Here is a 22,996-nt window from a genome sequence, read left to right as displayed (position 1 = left end):
CCATGGGGCGCGGCCGAGCTAAGGCCAAGCAGACGAAGGTCGCCAGGGAGCTCAAATACAGCTCTCATGAGACCGACTTCGCTGCATTGCAGCGCGAGCTGTCGACTGATGAAAGGTCGCCGAACGGGAGTAGTGGTGGCGATGAGCCACACGACGACCCGTACGACGATTACGACGACTACCGTCGCTGAATTCAGCCTTCGGAGTTCAAGGGTTGGGTGGCCGGTTCGCCGGCACCCAGCCCTTGAACTCTGAGGGCTCTTTCAGAACGCCCTGGCGTACTGCTTCGGCGCGAGGACCTCCACACCCAGCTGCTGTGCCGCGTGCAGCGGCCAGTACGGGTCGCGGAGCAGTTCGCGTGCGAGCAGGACCAGGTCGGCGGAACCGTCCGTCAGAATCTGTTCGGCCTGCTTCGCTTCGGTGATCAGGCCGACCGCACCCGTGGGCACGTCTGCCTTGCGTCGCACCGCTTCGGCGAGCGGCACCTGGTAGCCGGGCCCGATCGGGATGTCCGCCTGCGCGGTGTTGCCGCCGCTGGACACGTCGATCAGGTCCGCACCCGCGGCCTTGAGCGCCTGTGCCAGCACAACGCTGTCGTCGGCGGTCCAGCCGTTGTCGACCCAGTCGGAGCCGCTGATCCTCACGATCACCGGCACGTCTGGGCCAACGGCCGCGCGCACCGCCGCCGTCACCTCGACGGAGGGGGCGATGCGTTCCTCGATGCTGCCCTCGTTCGTCAGCGGCGAGTAGAACTCGTGCAGCAGGTAGCCGTGGGCCGCGTGGATCTCCAGGACCTCGAAACCGGCCTCGATCGCCCTGAGCGCGCCGTCGACGAACGCCTTCACGATCCCAGTGTGGTTCTCGAGCTTCTCCGGCGTGTTACCGCCGGGGAACGGCTCTGTCGTCGGCGCCACCGGCACCCAGTCACCGATCGCCTTGCGGCCGGCGTGCGCGAGCTGGATGCCGGGCACCGAGCCGTGCTCCTTGATGAACGCGGTGACCCGCTTCCAGGCCGCGACCTGCTCGTCGTTCCAGATGCCGACGTCCTGCGGCGAGATCCGGCCGCGCGGCTCGACGGCGGTGGCCTCGGCGATGACCAGCCCGGCGCCACCGACCGCGCGGGAGCCCAGGTGGACGAGGTGCCAGTCGGTCGGCACACCGTCCTCCTTCGTCACCGAGTACTGGCACATCGGGCTGACCGCGATGCGGTTGGGCAGGGTGACCGAGCGCAGGGTCAGCGGGGAGAACAGCAAGCTCACGGGAAGCTCCCTCAGAACGTTTCGTAGGGCTACGAATCGTTCAAGGGGCCGGGGTCGGCGTGTTGTTCCCGGATGTGAGGCATCTCAGTCACTGAACAGCGACGCAGAGACACGGGCGGGCGTGAAGTCGGGTGGCCACAGCGTCCCGCGGTTGACCCGAGCCCCGGTCAGGACGGCCTTGTCCAGGTTGACGGCGCGCATGTCGGCGCCGCGCAGGTCCGCGTCCGTGAGGTCGGCGGCGCGGAGGTCGGCACCTTCGAGGCAGGCGACCCGCAGCGACGCCTCGCGCAGGGAGGCTCCTCGCAGGTCCGCGTCACGAAGGTCCGTGGCGTCGAGGGCGGCGCTGTCGAGGCACGTTCCGAGCAACCGGGCGCCGGCGAGGTTCGAGCGGCGGATCACCGCTGCCGCGAGCGTCTGCTTGCCCAGGTCGGCGCCGCGCAGATCGACGTGGGACAGGTCGATCACCGCGCCGGGCCGCCGGGTGAGGATCGCCAGAGCCGTCTCGACGTCCAGGCTTCTGACGGCGGGGCCCGACGGCTCCGCGGCCGTCCAGGGAGATCGCTCGCGCAGGAAGTCCCCGAGGGTGTCGTCCACCAGTTGCCGGCTTCTCGGCGAGTCCTTCGCGATCTGTTCCAGCGCGTCGAGGCCGCCGAGCCTGACCTCGGCCTGGTCACTGCCGAGGTGCTCGACGGCGAGGCGGTACCGGTCGACGACCTGGCCGTCCCTGACCTGGTACCAGCCCAGCGCACCACCCGCGACGATCAGCACCCCGCCGAGGAGCAGCAGCGACGCCGGTCGTGGAGCGCTCTGCGGCAGCACCAGGACGACGCCGAGTGCTACCAGGGCGAACGCGCCGAGCCTGAACATCCGCTTGCTCACGGAGGCTCATCCTCGTGATCGCATCCGTCCAGCGGTATCCGCTGTTGGAGTTCAGCTCAGGTAGCGGACCTGTTTGGACTTGCCCTCCAGCACTTCTTCGCGGGCCTGGGCGATCTCGGACCGGTGTGAGACCTCCGGCACGCCGACCTCCCACCAGGCTCCGGCCTCGGTCCACGACGACGGGTGCGTGCGGATCACGACCACGGCCGGCCGCTTCTCGGCGACGGCCACCTCGCGGGCCTTGCGGTAAGCGCCTTCCAGATCGGCCAGCGAGTCGGCCGGGAAGACCGCGCAGCCCATCGCCGCGGCGTGGGCGGCGAAGTCGGTGCGCGGGGGTTCGGAGTGGCCAGTCGTGCAGTCGGGGTAGAGGTTGTTGAAGCCCGCGCCGCCCTGGCCCGTCTGCAGGCGGTGGATCACGGCGTAGCCGTCGTTGTCGCAGACGACGGCCACGAAGCCGTGGCCCGCGAAGGCCGCCGAGAAGAGTTCGGAGTTCAGCATCAGGTACGAGCCGTCGCCGAGCAGCGTCGTGACGACGCCCTGGGTGTGCGCGATCGCGGCTCCCCAGGCGCCGGCCAGTTCGTAGCCCATGCAGGAGAAGCCGTACTCGACGTCCATTGTGGACTCACCGGTGGCGCGCCAGCCGCCGATCAGTTCGCCGGGGAGGCCGCCTGATGCCGTCATGACGTAGTCGGTGGGCTCGCTGACGTCGTTCACGACGCCGACGACCTGGGCGTACGTCGGGAGAGCGGTGGACGGTGTGCGCAGCGAGGTGATGTGGGCGTCCCACTTCGCGCGTTCGAGCTGGGCACGGCCTGACCAGTCCGCCGGGGCCTGCCAGGAGCCGAGGACGTCGGTGAGTTCGCGCAGGCCCTCGTCGGCGTCGGCGACCAGGGCGAACGAGCCGTGCTTCACGGCGTCGAAGCGGGCCGCGTTCAGGGAGAGCAGGTGGGCGTCCGGGGAGAAGACGGTCCAGGACGCCGTGGTGAAGTCCTGCAGGCGGGTGCCCACGGCGATGACCAGGTCGGCCTCGCCCGCCAGGACGTTGGCCGAGGTCGAGCCGGTGATGCCCAGCGGACCGGCGTGCAGCGGGTGCTCGTGCGGGATCAGCGTCCGGCCGGCCGTGGTCTCCGCGACGGGGATGTTGTGCTGTTCGGCGAAGCGCAGGGCTCGGCCCGCGGCGCCCGAGTAGCGGACTCCGCCGCCCAGGACCAGCAGCGGGCGGGAAGAGTCGCGGATCGCCGACGCGGCCTCGGCCAATGCGAGCAGGTCGGGGCGTTGGCGCAGCGGGCGGTGCACGACGGGGGCGAAAAGCGCGTCGGGGAAGTCGTAGGACTCGGCCTGGACGTCCTGCGGCAGCGCCAGAGTCACCGGGCCGCAGTCGGCCGGGTCGGTCAGGACGCGCGCCACCTGTGGCAACGTGGAGAGCAGCTGTTCGGGGCGGGTGATCCGGTCGAAGTAGCGGCTGACCGCGCGGAACGCGTCGTTGACCGTGGCCGTCGGGTCGTGGAAGTGCTCGACCTGCTGGAGAACGGGATCCGGTGCGCGGCCGGTGAAGGTGTCGCCCGGCAGCAACAGGAGTGGCAGTCGGTTGGCGTGGGCCACACCGGCCGCGGTGATCATGTTCAGGGCGCCGGGGCCGATCGACGACGTGGCGACGCCCACCTGACGGCGGTGGGTGGCCTTGCCGATGCCGACGGCGGCGAGGGCCATGCCCTGCTCGTTGTGCCCGCGCCACACCGGGATGCGGTCGCGGACCTCCTCCAGGGCGTTGCCGAGGCCCAGGACGTTGCCGTGACCGAAGATCGCGAACACGCCGGGGAACAGCGGCGCCTGCGTGCCGTCGAAGAGTTCGGTGCGCTGCGCCAGCATCCAGCGGACCAGTGCCTGTGCGGTCGTGAGCTTCAATTGACCCGTCCCTCGGCAGTCGTGACGGGACAACGGGGATCGAGTTCCTGCGTCGCCCAGCTGTCCCGGATCCAGGTGTGCGCCGGGTCGTCGCAGAACGCCATCGAACGCTCGTCGCCGGGACCGGCCAGGACGTTCAGGTAGTACATGGGATATCCCGGCGCTGCCACGCACGGACCGTGGTAGCCGCGCGGGATCAGGAAGACGTCGCCGTCCCGCACGGTCACGTCCTCGTCGATCGTGCCGTCGTCGGTGTACGTGCGGTGGAAACCGAAGCCGGTGCGGGACGGGGTGACCTGGTCCCGGTCGGCGATGCGGAAGTAGTAGATCTCCTCGTTGTTCACCTCGCACGGCTCGGACTCGTCGTGCTTGTGCGGCGGGTACGAGGACCAGTTGCCGTCCGGGGTGATCAGCTCGCACGCGTTGAGCTTGTCCGCGTGGTCCCACACGCCCGGCACGCCGAAGTTCGTGACCTGGCGGGTCGCGTTGCCGGAGCCGCGCACCTCGACCGGAACGCCGTCGGCCGGGCCGTACTTCGGCGTCAGGCGGTTCTCGCAGCGCGCCATCGGGAGTGCGATCTCGCATCCATCCACAGAGGACAGCTTGACCGACGCGTCGCGCGGCACGTACGCGAAGTCCGTGACGCGGGTGAAGACCGACTCACGGCCCTGCAGCTCGTACCGCTCGTCGTCGACCTCGACCGTCAGCGACCCGGCGAGCGGCAGCACGAACGCCTCGAACTCGCCGGTCTCGATCGTGCGCACCCAGCCGGCCTCGATCCGCAGCACGCGCAGACCGGTGTACGTCCAGCTCGCGTCCTCCGGCGTCAGGTGGATGACGTCGGTCTGCGTCGAGAGAGTCCCGTGTGGACGGTGCAGGCTCATTCCGTGACTCCCTTCGCGGTACGGAGGATTTCGGCGGCGGCGGCGACGGCGGAAGCGACATCGCCGTCCGGCGGGTAGAGCAACGCCCGGCCGACGACCAGGCCGCGCACGGTCGGATGGCCCAGCGATCGGCCCCACGACGCGAGGTCGTCCTGGGGGTTCGCGGACGGCACACCGCCGAGCACCAGCGCGGGCAACGCGGTGGTGTCCAGCACGATCTCCGGCTCTTCCGGCGCGGGCAGCTTCAGCCAGGTGTAGGCGGAGGTCGAGCCCAGCCCGGCAGCCACGGCCGACGCGCGGGACAGCGCCGCGGAATCCTTCTGCAGCACCAGTTTGTCGTTGTGGTCACGCTTGTACGGCAGCGGTTCGACCATCGCCATCAGGCCGTGCTCGGCGAGTTCGGTGACGGCCCGTGCGCAGCCTTCCAGCGTCGGGATCGTGCCGGGGTCCGAGTCGACCAGGCGCAGCAGCATCTTGCCGCCGTCGAGCCCGAACGTCGCGATCGACGAGGCGTCGTACGCGGTGAACCTGTCGTCGATCTCCCAGTCCGCACCGGCGAGGCCGCCGCGGTTCATCGAGCCGATGACCACTCGGTCGTTCAAACCGTCCAGCAGAAGGAGATCCTCGATCACGTCCGGCGTGCCGAGCACCCCGTCGACGTCGGGGTTCGCCAGTGCCGTCAGCAACCGGGCCAGCAGCGAGCGCCGGTCGGCCATCGCCATTGGGTCGCCACCGACGCCCAGCGCACCACGCGCCGGGTGGTCCGCCGCGACCAGGAACAGCGTGGACTTGCCGTTCAGCAACGAGTTGCGCCGCTTGCGCGCCTGGTAGGCCCGCCGGATCGAGCCGGGGTCCTCTGCCCGCCGCCACAGCAGTTCGCGCCACTGGCCATCGGTGATCACAGCAATTCCTCGATCTCTTCCTGGTCGGGCATCGCGTCGGCGCAGGCCAGCCGGGAGGCGACGATCGCGCCGGCCGCGTTGGCGTAGCGGGCGATCTTCACCGGGTCCCAGCCCGACAGCAGGCCGTGCACGACCGAGCCGCCGAACGCGTCACCGGCGCCGAGGCCGCAGACGACCTCGACCGGGTTCGGCTCGACCGTCCAGCGACCCTCCGGCGTGGCCACGAGAACGCCCTCGGCGCCCTTCTTGACCAGTGCCAACGAGATTCCGCGCGCCAGCAGCCGATCGGCGGCCTCGTCGGGGTCGGACGTGCCGACCGCGATCTCGCACTCGGTCCGGTTGCCCACGGCGACCGTCACGTGGTCGAGCATCCAGCTGATCTCGGTGCGCGCGGTCTCGACGTCCGGCCAGAACATCGGCCGGTAGTCCAGGTCCAGCACGGTGTGCCCGTGCCGGGCGCGGTTCGCCAGCATCATCCGTTGCGAAGCACGTGCGGGTTCGGCGGAAACGCCCGTGCCGGTGACCCACAGCAGCGGGACTTCGCGCGTGAGCGTCCACGGCACGTCGTCCTCGCCCAGAGTCATGTCCGGCGCGGTCGGCAGGCGGTAGAACAGCAACGGCGGGTCGGCGGGCGGGTTGAGCTCGCAGAACACCACCGGTGTCAGCAGGTCCGGCGAGGTGCCGACGTACTTCGACGACACCCCGAAGCCTTCCAGCGCCTCGCGAACGTAGGTGCCGAACCCGTCCGGGCCGACCTTCGTGAGCACACCGGCACGACGGCCGAGCCGCGCGGCGGCGACCGCGACGTTGGTCGCGGTCCCGCCGAGCGACTTGGCGAACGTGCTGACCTGGGCCAGCGGCACCCCGGACTGCTCCGGGTACAGATCCACCCCGACCCGGCCCACGGTCAGCACTTCGAGAGACGTCACGCCTCGGCACCCCGCAGCTCGTGCTCCAGCGCTTCCAGCTCGGCACCGCCGGCCATCTGGCGCGTCAGCTCGTTGATGTCGATCTCGTTCTTCTCGTAGCTGCCCAGCGCACGGCCGCGCTTGAGCAGCAGGAACCGGTTGGCGACCGGGTAGGCGTGGTGCGGGTTGTGGGTGATCAGCACGACGCCGAGGCCACGATCACGTGCCTGGGCCACGTACTTCAGCACCACACCGGCCTGCTTGACGCCCAACGCGGCCGTCGGTTCGTCCAGGATCAGCACCTTGGCGCCGAAGTGCACGGCGCGGGCGATGGCGACGCACTGCCGTTCGCCACCGGACAACGTGCCGACCGGCTGTTCGACGTCACGGAGGTCGATGCCCATGTCGGACAACGCCTTCTTGGTGATCTCCTTGCCCTTCCTGCGGTCCAGGAAACCGAACTTGGTCGTCGGCTCCGAGCCCAGGAAGAAGTTGCGCCACACCGACATCAGCGGCACCACGGCGAGGTCCTGGTACACGGTCGCGATGCCGTGGTCCAGGGCCTCGCGGGGCGACGAGAAGCGGATCTCCTCGCCCTCGACCTTGAACGAGCCCTGGTCGTGCTGGTGGACACCGGCCAGGATCTTGATCAGGGTCGACTTGCCGGCGCCGTTGTCGCCGAGCACGCAGGTGACCTCACCGGCGTTGACCACAGTGGACACGTCGCTGAGCGCGATGACGCTGCCGTAGGTCTTGCCGATGTTCTCGGTCTCGATGAGGGACGTCATCGCCGGACCCTTTCCGCTCGGCGGCGCAGCATGTTGTTCACCAGCACCGCGGCCAGCAGCATCACGCCGAGGAACAGCTGGAACCAGTCGCTGTTCCACCCGGCGTAGACGATGCCCTGCCGGGCCATGCCGAAGATCAGCGCGCCGATCGCCGCACCCACCGCGGAACCGAAGCCACCGGTGAGCAGGCACCCGCCGATCACCGCCGCGATGATGTACTGGAACTCGAGGCCGATGCCCTGGTTCGCCTGCACGCTCGCGTACCGCAGGATGTTGATCGAGCCCACCAGCCACGCGGCGAACGCCGTCGTCATGAACAGCAGGATCTTCGACCGCACGACCGGCACACCGACCGCGCGTGAACTCACCGCGGCACCGCCGATCGCGAAGATCCAGTTGCCGAACTTGGTGCGCATCAGCACCGTCGACGCGACCACGGTGAACAGGACCCACCAGATGATCGACACGTAGAAGCTCTGTCCGCCGATCTGGAACGTCGACGCGAACAGGAATCCCGCCGACTCGTAGCCCGCGGCCTCCCGCATGCCCGACACCTGCACGCTGCCCGTCACCAGGCGCGTGATGCCGAGGTTCAGGCCCTGCAACGCGAGGAAACTGCCCAGCGTCACGATGAAGCTCGGCAGGCCCGTGCGCATCACGAGCCAGCCGTTCAGCGCGCCCACCGCCAGTGCGAAGGCGAGCGACACCAGCAACGCCAGCCAGACGTTGAGTCCCAGCTGGGTGGCGAGGAGAGCCGTGACGAGCGCGGTGGACGCGGTCATGACACCGGCGGACAGGTCGAACTCGCCGCCGATCATGAGCATCGCCACCGCGACCGCCATGATGCCGAGCATGGAGGCGTCGTCCAGCCACGTGGCCGCACCACCCACGCTCAGGAACTGCTCGGTGACCACGGAGAAGAACAGGAACACGAGCAGTGCGCCGAGCATGGCGCCGATCTCCGGGCGTTTGATCAGCTGATCCATGGCCCTGGGTTTGCTCAGCCGTTCGTCTGCAGCCGGTGGAGCTGTGGCCGTCACGGTCATCTCCCCGCCTCTCCCTTACCTCTTGCCGTTCTTGGCGTACTCCGCGACCTTGTCCACGTTGGACTTGTCGACGAAGCCGGGACCGGTGAGGACGGGCTTGCCGCCACCGAGGGTGTTGGCGTTGTCCTTGAAGAGCTTCAGCATCACGATCGGCAGGTAGCCCTGCTGGTACTGCTGCTGGTCGACGGCGAACAGCACCTCGCCCGCCTTGATCGAGCTGACCACGTCGGCGTTCAGGTCGAACGTCGCGACCTGCGCCTTCGAGCCCGCGCCCTTGATCGCGGAGGCCGCGTTCACGGCGACCTGCGGGTTGAGCGCCAGCACACCGTCGACAGCGGTGTCGGACTGCAGCTTGGCCTTGATGCGGGCCTCGATGTCGGTCGGGTTGGAGATGTCGACCTGGAGGTTCTCCACCGCGCCGCCGAAGCCGGTGCGGGCACCGTCGCAGCGCTGGTTGAGGCCCGTGTTGCCGGCCTCGTGGATCACGCAGAGCAGCTTGGTCTTGCCCGCGGCCTTGAGCTTCTTGCCGGCTTCCTCACCGGCGATCGACTCCTCCTGGCCGACGTGCGCCATGGCACCGAACTCCGCGCTCTTCGCGCTGCCGGAGTTGATCGTGATGACCGGGATGCCGGCCTTCACCGCGTTCTCGATGGAGGTCTTGAGCGCATCCGGGTTCGCCATCGACACCACGATGCCGCCGACCTTCTGCGACACGGCGTTGTCGATCAGCTTGGCCTGGGCGCCGGGGTCGCCGTCGGAGTTGTAGGTGACGCCGACGCCGAGCTGCTTGCCCGCGTCCTCGGCACCGACCTTCACGACGCTCCAGAACGCGTCACCCGCGGTGCCGTGGGTGATGACGGCGACCTTGAGGTCCCCGGTGGCCGGTGCGCTGTTGTTCTGCGTGTTTGAGGTGTTGGTTCCCGTGGGACCGCTGCAGGCGGCGAGTAGAGCAACACCGGCGAGAGCGACGCCCGCGCGGATGACCAGACGAGACTTCATCGTCTCCAGTCCCTTCAGAGGATCTTGCTGAGGTGCGCGAGACTGCGCGCGGTGTCCTGAAGTGGCTTGTCCACTGGACTTCCGTCCTTGAGCTGGGTGTCCTGCTCGAGGACGAACCAACCGGTGTAGCCCGCCTCTTGAACGAGCTTCACCAGCGCTTCCACGTCCACGTCGCCGTCCCCGAGCGGCACGTAGATGCCCTGTTCCACGGCATCGGTGTAACTGAGTTCGCCGCTGCGCACCTTCGCCGCGATCTCGTCACGCACGTCCTTGAGGTGCACGTGACCGATCCGGTCCGGGTAGCGGCGCGCCAGCTCGACCGGGTCCGTGCCACCGATGAGCAGGTGGCCGGTGTCCAGGCAGAGCTGGAGATCGGAGTCCGCGAGGAACCTGTCGACCTCCGCCTCCCGCTCGACGTGGGTGCCCACGTGCGGGTGCAGCACGGTTTCGAGGCCGTGCCCGGCGGCGATCTCACGGATCTTCGCGCAGGTGGCGACGAGGGTGTTCCACTCGTCGTCGGTGAGCTTCGGGGTCTCGTCGTAGCCGTCCAGCCCGGTCGCGGCGGCGAGCACGAGAACCTCGGCGCCACCGGCCGTGAGGATCGCGGCCACCCGGTCGGCTTCGTCCAGAGTGGACTGGACGTCGGTGTGCAGGGTGACCGCGAGGAAACCACCGACCAGCGTGAGGTCGTGGCCGCTCAGGAGGGTTTTCAACGCTTCGGGGTCGGCTGGCAGGTAGTCGGGCGGGCCGAGTTCGGTGGCGGTGAGTCCGAGCGAGTGCATCTGGCTCAGCACCGTGTCGGACGGGAGCACGTTGCCCCAGCCCGGCACCTCGCACACGCCCCAGGAGATCGGTGCCCCAGCGATCTTCGCCATGCCTAGTTCCCCTCGATCCTCACCGGTGCGCCGCTGCGACGCGACTGCTCACAAGCTTCGGCCAGGCGCAGGCTGATCAAACTCTCTCGCGCCGGCGACGGGTTCGCGACCTCGCCCTTGATGACCTGCGTGAACAGGTTCATCTCGTTGACGTACGCGCGGTGGAAGCGCTCGGGGAAGCCGGGGTAGGCGTCCGGTCCGGCCACGTGACCGCCGGGCTCCAGCGAGTTCAGCGGCGTGCGCGCGTCGACGCCCGCCACCAGGGAGTCCTTGCTGCCCAGGACCTCGATGCGGTGGTCGTAGCCGACCGGGTCGTGCCGTCCGCCGGCCAGCGTGGCGTGCGCGCCGCCCTCGAACTTCAGCATCACGACGGCGTTGTCCACGTCGTCGGCGTCCGCGAACGCCTGGTGCACCAGGACCGAGCCGCTCGCGTAGACCTCGACCACCGGCTGGCCGACCAGCCACGGCACGCAGTCCAGGTCGTGGATCAGCAGGTCGCGGAAGATGCCACCGGAGGCGGGCAGGTAGGAGAAGTCCGGCGGGTTCGCGTCGTTACCGACGGCCCTGACCAGGTAGATGTCGCCGACCTCGCCCGCGCGGATGCGGCGGTTGAGCTCGTAGATGGCCGGGTCGAACCGGCGCTGGAAGCCGACGAGCACCTCGACGCCGGACTTCTCCACGTCCGCGATCAGCGCTGCCATCTCGGCGACGTCGCTCGCGATCGGCTTCTCGCACAGTGTGGGGACGCCCTGCGCGATGGCCGCGCGGAGCATCTCCGGGTGGGTGTTCGTCGGGGTGGCGAGCAGAACACCGTCGACGTTGCCCAGAAGGGTGTCGAGGTCGTCCACCGCCTCGGTCCCAGCGAGTTCGGCCGACGCCTGCGCTGCCCTGCCGGGTACCGGGTCGAAGAGAAGCACCTCGTCGACTCGATCCAGTGCGGCGAGGTTGGTCGCATGCATGGTGCCGATCCTGCCGACACCCGCTACTCCGATCCGCATCGCAGGTTTCCCCTGTTCATCGCCGAGATGTGTTAGAGCGCTCTATTGGTTGGAGCGCTCTAACCCTGTAGCTTCCATCACACGGGTGTCAAGGGTGGGTTTCCAGTCCGTGACGTGAGGGGAGGTGGTTCCAGGTGGTCAGGCCGACAATGGAGGACGTCGCTCTGCGGGCGGGCGTGTCCCGCGCACTGGTGTCACTGGTGATGCGCGGTTCACCCAAGGTGAGCGAGTTGCGACGCAGCGCTGTGCTGAAGGCCGCGGAGGAACTGGGGTACTCCCCGCACGCCATGGCGCGGTCGCTGGCCTCGCGCACGTCGACCGTACTCGGCGTGATGGTGTCCGACCTGCACAACGCGTTCTTCGCGGAGGTCGTGGACGGCATCGACGAGGTGGCGCGCGAGCAGGGGTTCGACATCATCATCAACACCGGCGGCCGCTCGCCCGCCCGTGAACGCCGCGCCCTGGAATCGCTGCTGTCCTTCCGCCCTGCCGGGTTGATCCTGCTGTCGCCTGTCGTGCCGGCGACCGCTATCGGCAAGGCAGCCGAACAACTTCCTGTGGTGCTGGTCGCCCGGTCGTCCCGTGTGTCCACTGTGGATACCGTGAACGACGACGGCGAGCAGGGCGCACGACTGGCCGTTGACCACCTGGTTTCTCTGGGGCACAAGCGCATCGCGCATCTGGACGGCGGTGAAGGCAGTCAGTCCGGACCTCGCCGGCGCGGATACGTCGCCGCCATGGAAGCCCACGGGCTCGTGCCGCAGGTCGTGCCGTCCGAGTACACCGACGCGGCTGGAGCGCGCGCGATCCGTTCGTTGATCGACGACGATGCTTTGCCCACGGCAATCCTGTCCTGCAACGACTTCAACGCCGTCGGCGCCATCTCGGCTCTGGAAGACGCCGGGCTGCGCGTTCCCGACGACGTTTCCGTTGTGGGGTACGACAACACCTCGCTGGCAGCGTTGCGCCACGTCTCGCTGACCACGATCGACCAGCCCCGTGCCGAGTTCGGCCGGTTGGCCGCTGACGCGCTTCTGCAGCGCGTTCGTGAAGAGCGCACCGAACCCGTGCGCCATCTCCTCAATCCCTCGCTCGTCGTTCGGAACACGACCGCCCCACCAGCGACTTCGCGTCGGTCGTCCGGCTCCCTCTTCCTGTCAACCGCCGAAGGCGATTCGGCGGGAAGCGGGGGCCGGACGACCGACTTCAGGGCGAAGTCGCCGGAGCGGCGAAGCCGCGACCACTAACACGGAGGCACGCGTTGAGCACCATCCCCCACTGGATCGACGGCGCCCGCACCACGGGGGTGTCGTCTCGCAAGTCCGACGTCTTCGACCCGGCCACGGGCTCCGTTGCCGCGCAGGTCGTGCTGGCGGAGCAGGCCGACGTCGACCTCGCCGTCTCGTCGTCCCTGAAGGCGACGCTGTCCTGGTCCGAGTCGTCGCTGTCGACGCGATCGCGCATCCTCTTCGAGTACCGCCACCTGCTGCACACGCACCGCGACGAGCTCGCCGCGATCATCACGTCCGAGCACGGCAAGGTGCTGTCCGACGCGGCCGGCGAGGTGCAGCGCGGCCTTGAGGTCGTCGAGTTCGCTTGCGGCATCCCGCAACTGCTGAAGGGCGAGCACTCCGAGCAGGTCTCGCGCGGGGTCGACGCGTACTCGTTCCGGCAGCCTCTGGGCGTCGTCGCGGGCATCACGCCGTTCAACTTCCCCGTGATGGTGCCGATGTGGATGTTCCCCATCGCCATCGCCTGCGGAAACACCTTCGTGCTGAAGCCGTCCGAGCGTGACCCGTCGGCTTCGTTGCGGCTCGCCGAGCTGTTCAAGGAGGCCGGGCTGCCCGACGGCGTGCTGAACGTGCTGCAGGGCGACGCCTTCGCGGTCAACGCGCTGCTGGACCACCCGGACGTCGCCGCCGCGTCGTTCGTCGGCTCGACCCCGATCGCGCGGCACGTCTACTCGCGCGGCACCGCGGCAGGCAAGCGCGTGCAGGCCCTGGGCGGCGCCAAGAACCACATGGTCGTGCTGCCCGACGCCGACCTCGACGTGGCCGCCGATGCCGCGGTTTCCGCAGGTTACGGCTCCGCCGGCGAGCGTTGCATGGCGATCTCGGTGGTCGTGGCCGTGGGCGAGACCGGCGACGAGCTGGTGTCGAAGATCGCCTCGCGGACCCGCGACCTGCACCCGTCGGTGCTGCCGGGCACCGACCCCGCCGCCCAGATGGGCCCACTGGTCACCGGCGTGCACCGGGACCGCGTCCGGTCCTATGTGGACGCGGGCGAGGCGGCCGGCGCGTCGCTGGTCGTGGACGGCCGCGGCTACGCGCCCGCAGGACACCCGGAGGGCTTCTGGCTCGCGCCGACGCTGTTCGACCACGTCACCCGCGACATGACGATCTACACCGACGAGATCTTCGGGCCGGTGTTGACGGTCGTGCGCGCAGACACGTTCGAGGACGCGCTGGAGCTGGTGAACGCCAACCAGTACGGCAACGGCACCGCCATCTACACCGGTGACGGCCTCGCCGCCCGTGAGTACCAGCGGCGCGTGCACGTTGGCATGGTCGGCATCAACGTGCCGATCCCCGTGCCTATGGCCTACTACTCGTTCGGTGGTTGGAAGGACTCGCTGTTCGGCGACACGCACGTGCACGGCGCTGAGGGCGTGAAGTTCTACACGCGCGCCAAGGCTGTCACCGCCCGGTGGCCGCAGCAGCACGGCGTGAACCTGGGGTTTCCGACACACGGCTGATCCGTTCGGAGCAACGGCCACCCTGTCCGCCTGAGGCGAACAGGGTGGCCGTTTCCATTTGGTACAAACCAATAGCCGCTCGAACAGCTCGCTGATCTGGACAAACGAACTAAGCGAACGATTGTCCTGCTGAAATCGACTTCAGTTTCGCCGATCTTGGAATATCCGGACACGACGGAACGGTTCGACAAAGGTGCCGGACACGGAGGTAAGATCCGCGTTCACCCAGTCGAACACCGCTCCCTTTCTCGCGGACGCCGCCCCGTTCGTTACACCCGCGCAAAGGGAGAAGAACGCCTCAGCAGGAGGACCGAACACGATGTCGCCCAGCGAGGACGACAGTCCGTTCGCGACGGCATGCCGCGCCACCAACTGTGCCGAATTCGTCCGCGCACTCAACCTGCTGCGCATGTCGAGAGGTTTGTCGTATCGGCAGGTCTCCATCAACGTCGGCGACCTGGCGTTGGCGAAGAGCAGCGCGCACGCGATGTGCATCTACCGGCTCCCGAAGCAGGAAGACCCGCTGAGAGCCTTCCTGACCGGCTGCGGAGAGCCACCGAAGGCGATCGACGACTGGGTGCAGCAGTGGCGGCGCGTGACGGCCTCCCGCGCCAACAGGAGGCCGCACCCCGCTGCTCAGCTGGTCCAAAGCTCGGCCAGGGGTTTCTCACCGCCGGAATAAAATTCCAGCACGCTCGCGAGCCTAACGGGCAGCCACAGCTCCGGCCAGAGAATTGGACGGCATTGGACGTTGACAATACGACCAATCGACCACCACGTGGTCAGCGGCTGCGCAAAAGTGGCCAGAAACTGGCCAGTTGGATCCGGTTGGACGGATCTGGACAGCGTTGCACAGGACATGAAAAACCTGGACGACGATTCAGTTGGCAATCACCCGTGTGAGTGACATGCTCGTGGTCAAGCCGTTATGTCGCCGGGTCCGGCGGCAACGCCAATTGCTCGCACGGACGCTTTCCACACATACGGCTTTTCGCTGTTCTGCAAATCAGTTGGTCCACCCGGCGCGCGGTGACGCCTGCGCCGACCCCATCCAGGAGTTTCTGATGACCACCACCCCCTACAACGGGGCTCTTCACCCGCGCCGGCGGTGCTCCACCTCCGGCGCCAGCACGGTCATGCTGGCGACGGCCGCGTTCATCTTCACCGCGTGGATGCTCGCGCACGACCACTCGCCGGTCGTCGCCGTGTCCACGACGGCCGCCGTGCTGGCCGTGACGATCACGCTGGGCCGCAGCCGTCCGTTCACCGCGAGGTTCGGCCCGCTGCCGCCCGCGAGTCCGATGGTGGTCTGGCCGGAAGAGCAGAGATGACCTACCCGGAGGGCGATCCGCTCGAACGCCTGCACCGGCTGTGGCCGCAGCTCCTGCTCGGCCTGTCGAGATCGAGCAGGCGCGCGGAGGCGATCGCGGCCTACCGCGAGATGAGCGCGATTCTCGGAGCGGAACTCGGCATCGACCCGCATCCGGTGCAGCCGCTGATCGCGACCTCGACCGCCGAACTGCGAGCAGCGACCGCGGCCGAGTTCATCGAGTTGCTGCGGACGATCCAGGTCCGGTCGGGCCTGACCCTGCCGGAGATCCACCGCCGGGCGGGCAGACAGCTGCCGCGCAGCCAGGTCTACTCGCTGCTCAAGCGCGGCAAGCTGCCGACGAAACCCGAGCAGGTGCGGGCGTTCGTGACGATCTGCGGAATGCCTGAGCCGCAGGTGGCCCGCGTGATGGAGCTGTGGGCGACGCTGCGCGAGCAGACCGAGTTCGCGGTGCGCGGGCCGGAGGACGAGAAGCCGTTCGCGATCCTGATCGTGCGCAGCGCATGAAGAAAGCCCCCGCCGGGAGAGCGGGGGCTTTCTCGTGCGATCAGGCGTCCACCTTCTCGCGTTCCGGCTCCGCCGCAGCGGCGGGCGGCTTCGGCAGGAACCGCTTGAACAGCGGGAAGAACAGGATCACCACGATGATCACGTAGACCACGATCGCCATCGGGCTGTTCACCAGACCGGTCAGCGAGCCGTCGGAGAGCTGCAGCGAGCGGCGCATCTGCTGTTCCGCGGCCGGGCCGAGGATCACGCCGATGATCGCGGGCAGCACCGGCAGACCGTAGCGGCGCATGCCGAAGCCCAGCAGGCCGATCACGAACATCAGCAGCAGGTCGAAGATGTCCGCGTTGACCGCGTAGGCGCCCACCGAGGCGAAGAACAGGATGCCCGCGTACAGGTACGGCCTGGGGATGCGCAGCAGCTTCGCCCACAGCGGTGCCAGCGGCAGGTTCAGCACCAGCAGCAGGGTCAGGCCGATGAACAGCGACGCGATCAGCGCCCACACCAGGCCGGACTCGCGTTGGAACAGCAGCGGGCCCGGCTGGATGCCGTACTGCTGGAACGCCGCGAGCATGACGGCCGCGACCGCCGTGGTCGGGAGGCCCAGCGTCAGCATCGTGACCAGGGTGCCCGCTGCGGAGGCGGAGGCCGTGGACTCCGGGCCCGCCACTCCCTCGATGGCGCCCTTGCCGAACTCGTCCTTGTGCTTGGAGAGCCGCTTCTCCGTCACGTACGACAGGAACGTCGGGATCTCCGCGCCGCCTGCCGGGATCGCGCCGAACGGGAACCCGATCACCGGGCCGCGCAGCCACGGCTTCCAGGTGCGCTTCAGGTCCGCGCGAGACAGCCACGGGCGGCCGACCGGGATCGGTTCGAACGGCTTGCGGCGCAGGTGGGCCGCCACCCACAGGGCCTCGCCGACCGCGAACAGCGCCACCGCGACCACGACGATGTCGATGCCGTCCGCGAGGTGCAGCGAGCCGAACGTGAGGCGCTGCTGGCCGGTCATCTCGTCGAGACCGACCAGGCCGAGGGTGAGGCCGATGAGCAACGAGGCGAACCCGCGGATCCGGGACGCGCCGAGCACCGAGGTGACGGCGATGAACGCCAGCACCATGACCGCGAACAGGTCGGGGGCGCCGATGTCGACGGCGTGCTTGGCGACGAACGGCGCCAGCAGGACGATCAGGATCGTGCCGATGATGCCGCCGGTGAAGTGGCCGATGGCGGCGGCGGCAAGCGCTTGCGCACCGCGTCCCTTGCGGGCCATGGGATTGCCTTCGAACGCGGCCACGACCGCTGCGCTCTCACCTGGCGTGTTGAGCAGGATCGACGTGGTCGAACCGCCGAACATGCCGCCGTAGTAGATGCCCGCGAACATGATGAACGCGCCGGTCGGCTCCATGCCGTAGGTGACGGGCAGCAGCAGGGCCACCGCCATGGCCGGGCCGATGCCCGGCAGGACACCGATCGCGGTGCCGAGCAGCACGCCGATGGCGGCGAGCAGCAGGTGTGTCGGCGTCAGCGCGGTCGCGAAGCCGTCGAGCAGTTGTTCCACCTAGAACACCTCCATCAACGGGCCACCGGGCAGGGGGACACCGAGCAGGTTGTTGAACACCACGAAGGTGAAGATCGACAGGCTGGCCGCGATCAACGGGTCGCGCACCAGGTTGCGGCTGCCGAGCGCGTAGGCCGCGCCCCAGAACAGGATCGCGCCGGAGATCGGGAAGCCGACCACGCCGATCAGTGCGGCGTTCGCGAGGAAAGCACCGCACAGCAGGAGAACCGTGCGCCAGTCGGCGGGTGCGGACAGGTCGACGTCCTCGCCGGCCTCGGCCTCGCCCTTGCCGCCGCGCAGGACGTCACGGGCCAGCAACGCGGCGACGATCAGCAGCAGCGAGCCGACCAGGATCGGCACCGCCTTCGGCCCGACGGGGCCGCGCTGGGCGAAGTCCGTGGGGATGCGCAGCGCGTCGGTGAGCACCAGCACGCCGAGCACGACCAGCAGGGCGCAGATGCCCAGCTCGGAGTGTTCGCGGAGCCAGTTCTTCCGCTCCGGCTTCATCACGGTCGTCATGCCAGCCCCAAGTCCTTGAGCACCGTTGCCACCCGCTTGTTCTCGTTCTCCAGGAAGGTCCTGAACTCGTCTCCCGGCGCGAAGGCGTCCGTCCAGCCGTTGCGCTGCAACGCTTCCTTCCACTGCGGCGTCCTCTGGAGGTTCTGGAACACCTCGACCAGCTTCGCCTTGTCGGTCGCCGAGATGCCGGGCGGAGCGACGATGCCGCGCCAGTTGGTGAACTCGACGTCCACACCGGACTGTCGCAACGTCGGCGCGTCGATGCCCTGGATGCGGTCCTTGCTCGTCACCGCGAGCACCCGCAACGTGCCGGCCTGGATCTGGTCGCGGTACTCGCCGACGCCGGAGACGCCGAACGCGACCTTGCCGCCCAGAACGCTGGCCAGCAGCTCGCCGCCGCCGTCGAACGGGATGTAGTTGACGGTCTTGGGCGGCAGGCCCACGGCCTTCGCGATCAGCATCGGCGCCAGGTGGTCGGGGCCGCCGGGAGCCGAACCGCCGCCGACCGTCACCGTGCCGGGGTTGGCCTTCCAGGCGTCGACGAGTTGTTGCATCGACGTGTACGGCGAGTCCTTCGCGACCACGACGATGTCCGGTTCCTCGATCAGCTTCGCGATCGGGGTGGTGTCGAGCAGCGAGTTCGGCGACTTGTTCGTGTACACCGCGCCCACGACGCCCAGACCCATCGACATGATCAGCTTGCCGTTGCCGCGCTCACCGACCGTGCGGCCGAGTCCGACCGTGCCGCCGGCGCCGGGGAGGTTGAACACCTCGGCGTTGCGCAGCAGGTCAGCGTCCTCCATGGCCTTCGCCGCCGTGCGAGCCGTGATGTCGTAACCGCCGCCAGGAGCGTTCGGCACCAGCACCCGCAGCGCTCGTACCTGGCTCGTCTCGCCGCTGTCCGCACCCGGCGTCAGCAGCGGCGGCACGAGCAGGACGGCGAGCAACGCCGTCGCCACCGCCACCCACACCTTCACCGACACTGTGATCCCCGCCTCTCGTCCGCGTGGTTGGACATGTTGCTCTCGTGTAAACCTTGATGTCGCTCTTGCGCTTCTAAGGTTTCTTTCGGTCTTTCTGGTCACGGGAGGTCACATGCGTCGCCGCCGTTCCCTGGCCAGTCAGCTCCTCGCATGGCAACTCGTAGTCGTCACCCTGCTACTGGGCGCGGTGGGCGCGCTGACTGTCGTCCAGACGGGCAGCAACTTTCGCTCCAACGAGGAACGGCGGATGCTCTCGGTCGCCGAGACCGTCGCCGCGAACTCGCTGGTCCAGGAGGAGATGGGCAACTGGCGCCTGCTGTCCGCGCCCGCCGAGACGGCCCGCAGCCTGTCCGGCGCCTCCTACGTGCTGATCCTCGACGAGAACCGGCTCGTGATCGCCTCACCGGACCCGGCCCAGATCGGGTCCACTCTGGACACCCGAGCCACGGCCCTGGAAGGCCGGTCCTGGACGGGCACCATCGGCGACTCGATCGAGGCGCACGTGCCGGTGTTCGACCCGACCAGCCGCCAGGTCAACGGCATGGTGATCGCGGGCGCCGAGGAACCGGGGATCTTCGCCGGCGCGCTGGAGCAGCCGGTCGACGTGCTGCGCTACCTGGCGATCGCGCTGATCATCGGCGTCACCGGGTCGTTGCTGCTGGCCCGCAGGGTGAAGAACCAGACGCTCGGGCTGGAGCCGCACGAGATCACCGCGCTGGTCGAGAACCGCGAGGCGTTGCTGCACGGCATCCGCGAGGGCGTCGTCGGTCTCGACGGGCAGAACCGGATCACGCTGGTCAACGACCACGCGAGCGACCTGCTGGCGTTGCCGGAGGACGCGGTCGGCCGCTCGGTCGAGGAACTGGAGCTCAACGACCGGCTGCGCGACGTGCTGACCGGCCGCGCGACCGGTGTCGACCAGTTGGTGCTGCGGCAGGGCGTGGTGCTGACGTTGAACCGCATGCCGATCGACGGCGCGGGCGCGGTCGTGACGTTGCGAGACCGCACGGAACTCCTTGCGCTGCAACACGAACTCGACGCCTCGCAGCACGCGACGGACACGCTGCGGGCGCAGGCGCACGAGTTCGCGAACCGTCTGCACACCATCGCCGGCCTGATCTCGTTGAAGGAGTACGACGAGGTCACCAACTACATTCACCAGATCAGCTCGGCGCAGGACCAGTGGCGGACCGAGGTCGGCGAGTCGATCGGCGACCCCGCCGTGGCCGCGCTGCTGATCGCCAAGGCGTCGCTCGCGGCCGAACGCGGCACGGCGCTGCGGCTGGGCCCGGACAGCGTGCTGGGCAGGGTCGACGAGGCCCTGTCCGCGGATCTGGTGATGGTGCTGGGAAATCTCGTCGACAACGCGTTGGACGCGCTGAGTTCGCTGAACACGAACGGCGCGGGGAAGTGGATCGAGGTGGGTGTGATGCAGTTGGACGACGAGGTCCAGGTCGTGGTGCGCGACTCCGGTCCCGGGGTGGCGCCGGAACTCGCGGAAGAGGTGTTCCGGCACGGGTTCACGACCAAGGCGGCATCGCACGGCGAACGCGGCATCGGGCTCGCGCTGATCAGGCGGGCGTGCCTGCGGCGCGGCGGTTCGGTGAGCGTGTCCGGTTCGGTGTTCACGGCAAGGCTGCCCTGGTGATCCGGGTGCTGGTCGTCGACGACGACTTCATGGTGGCCAAGGTGCACAGCGGGTACGTCACGCGCACCGACGGGTTCGAGGTCGTCGGCGTCGCGCACACCGGCGGGGACGCGGTGCGGCTGGCCGCCTCGCTGAAGCCGGACCTCGTGCTGCTCGACATCTACCTGCCCGATCAAAGCGGGCTGGACGTGCTGAAGTCGTTGCGCGCCAACGAGGACGTGGACGTCATCGTGATCACGGCGGCGACCGACGTCGAGACCGTGCGCAGTGCGATGCGCGGTGGCGTACTGCACTACCTGATCAAGCCGTTCGACTACCAGGCCCTGCGCGACCAGCTCGCGCACTTCGCGTCGTTGCGGGACAAGCTGCACCGGCTCGACTCGGCCGGGCAGGCGGACGTGGACCAGGTGTTCGGCGCGCGGCCCACCTCGAAACCGTTGCTGCCCAAGGGTTTGACGCCGGAGACCGCGCGACTCGTGGACACCGCGCTGCGGTCGCGTCCGGAAGGGCTGTCGGCGTCGGAATGTGCTTCCTCGACGGGCGTCGCGAGGGTCAGCGCGCGCCGGTACCTGGAGCACTTCGTGTCGACGGGACGGGCCGAGGTCCGGTTGCGGTACGGCGGAACCGGCCGGCCCGAACGGATCTACGCGTTAGTCCCAGGAGCCTGAACGGCCGCGGCCGCGTTTGGTGTCCGCACGGCGCTTCTTCGAGGCGATGCGGCGTTCCTGCGAACCCCTGGTGGGCTTGGTCGCCCTGCGCATCGGAGGCGGTGGTGCAGCGGCCTCGCGCAGGATCACGGCGAGGCGTTCGCGGGCGGCGGCGCGGTTCTGCAGTTGCGCGCGGTGCTCGGAGGCGGCGATCGTGAGCACGCCGTCGACGAGCCTGCCGGCCAGCCGGTCGAGCATCCGCTGTTTGAGGTGCGCGGGGATCGACGGCGAGGCAGCCAGGTCGAACGAGAGCTCCACGCGGCTGTCCGCCGTGTTCACTCCCTGCCCGCCCGGCCCACCTGACCTGGAAAAACGTTCGCGCAGCTCGGACGCCGGCACCACCAGCGTCCTCGTCACGGTCACGTCGTTCATGTCTCAAGGTTAGAAGGTGAGGCCGGGCAATGTCGCGATCTTTATCAGCTCCTCGCGGTCCAGCACCGGCGCGGACCGCTGCGGAGCCCCGCCGATGTCCGGGTCGCCCCACACCGCGTTGCTGAAGCGGCCGATGTTGTCGCTGCTGAGCATGATGCTCGTGCCGTCGGGGCGGATGGCGTCGACGTACACGATCTGCGCACCCAGGGTCGTGCTCGGCAGCTGGATGCTGCGGATCCTGATGCCGTCACGTTCCTCGATGCGGCACGACGGATCGTCGCAGTTGCCCGGTCCGGAGCTCGTGGCACGGCCGATCGCGATCGTGACGCCGCCGATGCCCTGTGCGTCCCGCAGCCTGGCCACGGCTCGTCGCTTGTTGTCGGGCGTGTTGGTGTCGCGGGTGAAGAACACGAACGCACCGGCCCTGATCTCGGGGACGTCCTCGGCGGTGACACCGGCAGGCAGTGCGTACTGCCTCCGCAGCAGCTTGGTCAGCTCAGCGTTGCGGTCGACCACACCCCCGGCGTCCTGGGACGTCGCCGGTGCCGACGCCTTGTGCGGCGTCGCCGCCAGGTACCCGGTCACGCCGACGCCGGCGAGCAGCGTGAACACCATCGCTCCCGCGATCGCCGTGCGCCGGCGTACGAGCTTGGTCTTGCCCCTGCGGATCACCTCTGAGGTGTGGATCCGCGACGCCGGCTCGTTCTCCAGCAGATCACGCAACGCGGCGAGGCCCTTGGCGGCCTGACTCTTCACCGTGCCCTCCGTCCTGCCGAGGATGCGGGCGGTCTCGGTGATGCTCAGGTCCTCCCAGTACCGCAGCACGACGACAGCGCGTTGTCCCGGAGGCAACGTGTCGAGGGCCTCGCGCAGGTCCAGGTCGGACGTCGAGTCCGCGACGGCGCGTTCGGGCACGGCGTCGACGGTGCGTTCGCGCTGGAAGAACCCGCGCCGGGTCTCGTCGATGGCGGTGCGCACGAGCACCTTGCGGGCGTAGGCGTCGACGCTGTCCTTTCGGACGCGCGACCAGGCCACGTACATCTTGATCAGCGCGGTCTGGACGATGTCCTCCGCGCAGTGCCAGTCGCCGCACAGCAGGTATGCCGTGCGGCGCATGACGAGCGCACGGGCGTCGACGAACTCCCCGAACTCGCGGTCGCGGTCCAAGTGCCCCCTC

General features: G+C 68.8%; 25 protein-coding genes. 8 read left to right on the top strand and 17 right to left on the bottom strand.

The features are described 5' to 3' along the window. Positions 1-2 precede the first annotated feature (2 nt). On the top strand, positions 3-191 hold the full coding sequence (locus ACIRG5_RS14085) for a DUF3073 domain-containing protein (protein ID WP_030477845.1): 189 nt from the start codon (positions 3-5) through the stop codon (positions 189-191). A gap of 72 nt (positions 192-263) precedes the next feature. Here ACIRG5_RS14085 and ACIRG5_RS14080 read toward each other — a convergent pair whose 3' ends face one another. From ACIRG5_RS14080 to ACIRG5_RS14030, 11 genes are all read right to left on the bottom strand, one after another. Beyond that, positions 264-1,259: an NADH:flavin oxidoreductase/NADH oxidase gene (locus ACIRG5_RS14080; protein WP_402904613.1), complete on the bottom strand. Its 996-nt coding sequence runs from the start codon at positions 1,257-1,259 to the stop codon at positions 264-266. A gap of 84 nt (positions 1,260-1,343) precedes the next feature. Further along, positions 1,344-2,138 carry a pentapeptide repeat-containing protein gene (locus ACIRG5_RS14075; RefSeq protein ID WP_402904611.1) on the bottom strand — a complete coding sequence of 265 codons (795 nt, stop codon included), beginning with the start codon at positions 2,136-2,138 and terminating at the stop codon, positions 1,344-1,346. A gap of 51 nt (positions 2,139-2,189) precedes the next feature. Next, a complete protein-coding gene (gene iolD / locus ACIRG5_RS14070) occupies positions 2,190-4,043 on the bottom strand; it encodes a 3D-(3,5/4)-trihydroxycyclohexane-1,2-dione acylhydrolase (decyclizing) (RefSeq protein ID WP_402904609.1) in 1,854 nt (617 codons plus the stop codon). Continuing rightward, the gene (gene iolB / locus ACIRG5_RS14065) at positions 4,040-4,927 is read right to left on the bottom strand and encodes a 5-deoxy-glucuronate isomerase (protein WP_402904607.1); all 888 of its coding nucleotides are present in this window, start codon (positions 4,925-4,927) and stop codon (positions 4,040-4,042) included. Before iolB ends, iolD begins: the two co-directional genes overlap by 4 nt. Beyond that, on the bottom strand, positions 4,924-5,829 hold the full coding sequence (locus ACIRG5_RS14060) for an aldolase (protein ID WP_319976660.1): 906 nt from the start codon (positions 5,827-5,829) through the stop codon (positions 4,924-4,926). Before ACIRG5_RS14060 ends, iolB begins: the two co-directional genes overlap by 4 nt. Next, positions 5,826-6,758, bottom strand: coding sequence for a 5-dehydro-2-deoxygluconokinase (gene iolC / locus ACIRG5_RS14055; RefSeq protein ID WP_402904605.1), 933 nt, complete (start codon positions 6,756-6,758; stop codon positions 5,826-5,828). The genes ACIRG5_RS14060 and iolC overlap by 4 nt, the downstream gene beginning before the upstream one ends. Next, a complete protein-coding gene (locus ACIRG5_RS14050) occupies positions 6,755-7,525 on the bottom strand; it encodes an ATP-binding cassette domain-containing protein (protein WP_402904603.1) in 771 nt (256 codons plus the stop codon). The genes iolC and ACIRG5_RS14050 overlap by 4 nt, the downstream gene beginning before the upstream one ends. Beyond that, positions 7,522-8,511, bottom strand: a complete 990-nt coding sequence (locus tag ACIRG5_RS14045) for an ABC transporter permease (RefSeq protein WP_402904601.1) — start codon at positions 8,509-8,511, stop codon at positions 7,522-7,524. The genes ACIRG5_RS14050 and ACIRG5_RS14045 overlap by 4 nt, the downstream gene beginning before the upstream one ends. A gap of 75 nt (positions 8,512-8,586) precedes the next feature. Then, entirely contained in the window at positions 8,587-9,570 is a 984-nt protein-coding gene (locus ACIRG5_RS14040; protein WP_402904599.1) for a sugar ABC transporter substrate-binding protein, read from the bottom strand. A 14-nt stretch (positions 9,571-9,584) separates the two neighbouring features. After that, on the bottom strand, positions 9,585-10,445 hold the full coding sequence (locus ACIRG5_RS14035) for a TIM barrel protein (RefSeq protein ID WP_402904597.1): 861 nt from the start codon (positions 10,443-10,445) through the stop codon (positions 9,585-9,587). Between the two features lie 2 nt (positions 10,446-10,447). Then, positions 10,448-11,443: a Gfo/Idh/MocA family oxidoreductase gene (locus ACIRG5_RS14030; RefSeq protein ID WP_402904595.1), complete on the bottom strand. Its 996-nt coding sequence runs from the start codon at positions 11,441-11,443 to the stop codon at positions 10,448-10,450. 134 nt (positions 11,444-11,577) lie between these two features. Between ACIRG5_RS14030 and ACIRG5_RS14025 the strand changes: the two genes are divergently transcribed. Continuing rightward, entirely contained in the window at positions 11,578-12,690 is a 1,113-nt protein-coding gene (locus tag ACIRG5_RS14025) for a LacI family DNA-binding transcriptional regulator (protein ID WP_402904594.1), read from the top strand. 14 nt (positions 12,691-12,704) lie between these two features. After that, on the top strand, positions 12,705-14,198 hold the full coding sequence (locus tag ACIRG5_RS14020; RefSeq protein ID WP_402904592.1) for a CoA-acylating methylmalonate-semialdehyde dehydrogenase: 1,494 nt from the start codon (positions 12,705-12,707) through the stop codon (positions 14,196-14,198). A 141-nt stretch (positions 14,199-14,339) separates the two neighbouring features. Here the strand turns inward: ACIRG5_RS14020 and ACIRG5_RS14015 are convergent, their stop codons facing one another. After that, positions 14,340-14,609 carry a hypothetical protein gene (locus ACIRG5_RS14015; protein ID WP_402904590.1) on the bottom strand — a complete coding sequence of 90 codons (270 nt, stop codon included), beginning with the start codon at positions 14,607-14,609 and terminating at the stop codon, positions 14,340-14,342. Between ACIRG5_RS14015 and ACIRG5_RS14010 the strand changes: the two genes are divergently transcribed. The 3 genes from ACIRG5_RS14010 to ACIRG5_RS14000 all read left to right on the top strand — a co-directional run bounded on the left by ACIRG5_RS14010 (position 14,608) and on the right by ACIRG5_RS14000 (position 16,035). Further along, on the top strand, positions 14,608-14,880 hold the full coding sequence (locus ACIRG5_RS14010; protein ID WP_402904588.1) for a hypothetical protein: 273 nt from the start codon (positions 14,608-14,610) through the stop codon (positions 14,878-14,880). The genes ACIRG5_RS14015 and ACIRG5_RS14010 overlap by 2 nt on opposite strands. Positions 14,881-15,262: 382 nt before the next feature. After that, positions 15,263-15,529 (top strand): hypothetical protein, encoded by a 267-nt coding sequence (locus ACIRG5_RS14005; RefSeq protein WP_360040989.1) that lies wholly within the window; start codon positions 15,263-15,265, stop codon positions 15,527-15,529. Continuing rightward, positions 15,526-16,035: a BTAD domain-containing putative transcriptional regulator gene (locus ACIRG5_RS14000; RefSeq protein WP_402904586.1), complete on the top strand. Its 510-nt coding sequence runs from the start codon at positions 15,526-15,528 to the stop codon at positions 16,033-16,035. The genes ACIRG5_RS14005 and ACIRG5_RS14000 overlap by 4 nt, the downstream gene beginning before the upstream one ends. A 40-nt stretch (positions 16,036-16,075) precedes the next feature. Here ACIRG5_RS14000 and ACIRG5_RS13995 read toward each other — a convergent pair whose 3' ends face one another. From ACIRG5_RS13995 to ACIRG5_RS13985, 3 genes are read right to left on the bottom strand one after another with little or no spacing between them, the layout of a single operon-like run. Beyond that, positions 16,076-17,590 carry a tripartite tricarboxylate transporter permease gene (locus ACIRG5_RS13995; protein ID WP_402904584.1) on the bottom strand — a complete coding sequence of 505 codons (1,515 nt, stop codon included), beginning with the start codon at positions 17,588-17,590 and terminating at the stop codon, positions 16,076-16,078. Then, positions 17,591-18,109, bottom strand: coding sequence for a tripartite tricarboxylate transporter TctB family protein (locus ACIRG5_RS13990; protein WP_402904583.1), 519 nt, complete (start codon positions 18,107-18,109; stop codon positions 17,591-17,593). Continuing rightward, on the bottom strand, positions 18,106-19,074 hold the full coding sequence (locus ACIRG5_RS13985) for a Bug family tripartite tricarboxylate transporter substrate binding protein (protein ID WP_402904934.1): 969 nt from the start codon (positions 19,072-19,074) through the stop codon (positions 18,106-18,108). The genes ACIRG5_RS13990 and ACIRG5_RS13985 overlap by 4 nt, the downstream gene beginning before the upstream one ends. Before the next feature lie 130 nt (positions 19,075-19,204). Here ACIRG5_RS13985 and ACIRG5_RS13980 point away from each other — a divergent pair, with 130 nt between their 5' ends. After that, entirely contained in the window at positions 19,205-20,740 is a 1,536-nt protein-coding gene (locus tag ACIRG5_RS13980; protein WP_402904582.1) for an ATP-binding protein, read from the top strand. Then, positions 20,737-21,408: a response regulator gene (locus ACIRG5_RS13975; RefSeq protein WP_402904580.1), complete on the top strand. Its 672-nt coding sequence runs from the start codon at positions 20,737-20,739 to the stop codon at positions 21,406-21,408. Before ACIRG5_RS13980 ends, ACIRG5_RS13975 begins: the two co-directional genes overlap by 4 nt. Here ACIRG5_RS13975 and arfB read toward each other — a convergent pair. Continuing rightward, positions 21,391-21,819, bottom strand: coding sequence for an alternative ribosome rescue aminoacyl-tRNA hydrolase ArfB (arfB, locus tag ACIRG5_RS13970; RefSeq protein ID WP_319976647.1), 429 nt, complete (start codon positions 21,817-21,819; stop codon positions 21,391-21,393). The two genes, ACIRG5_RS13975 and arfB, sit on opposite strands and share 18 nt — an antisense overlap. Before the next feature lie 9 nt (positions 21,820-21,828). Beyond that, complete coding sequence (locus ACIRG5_RS13965) at positions 21,829-22,986, bottom strand: SigE family RNA polymerase sigma factor (protein WP_402904578.1); 1,158 nt, start codon at positions 22,984-22,986, stop codon at positions 21,829-21,831. Between the last annotated feature and the right edge of the window lie 10 nt (positions 22,987-22,996).

Source organism: Lentzea sp. NPDC102401 (assembly GCF_044765805.1).
Lineage (GTDB): Bacteria > Actinomycetota > Actinomycetes > Mycobacteriales > Pseudonocardiaceae > Lentzea > Lentzea sokolovensis.
This window is presented reverse-complemented; position numbering and strand designations above follow the sequence as displayed.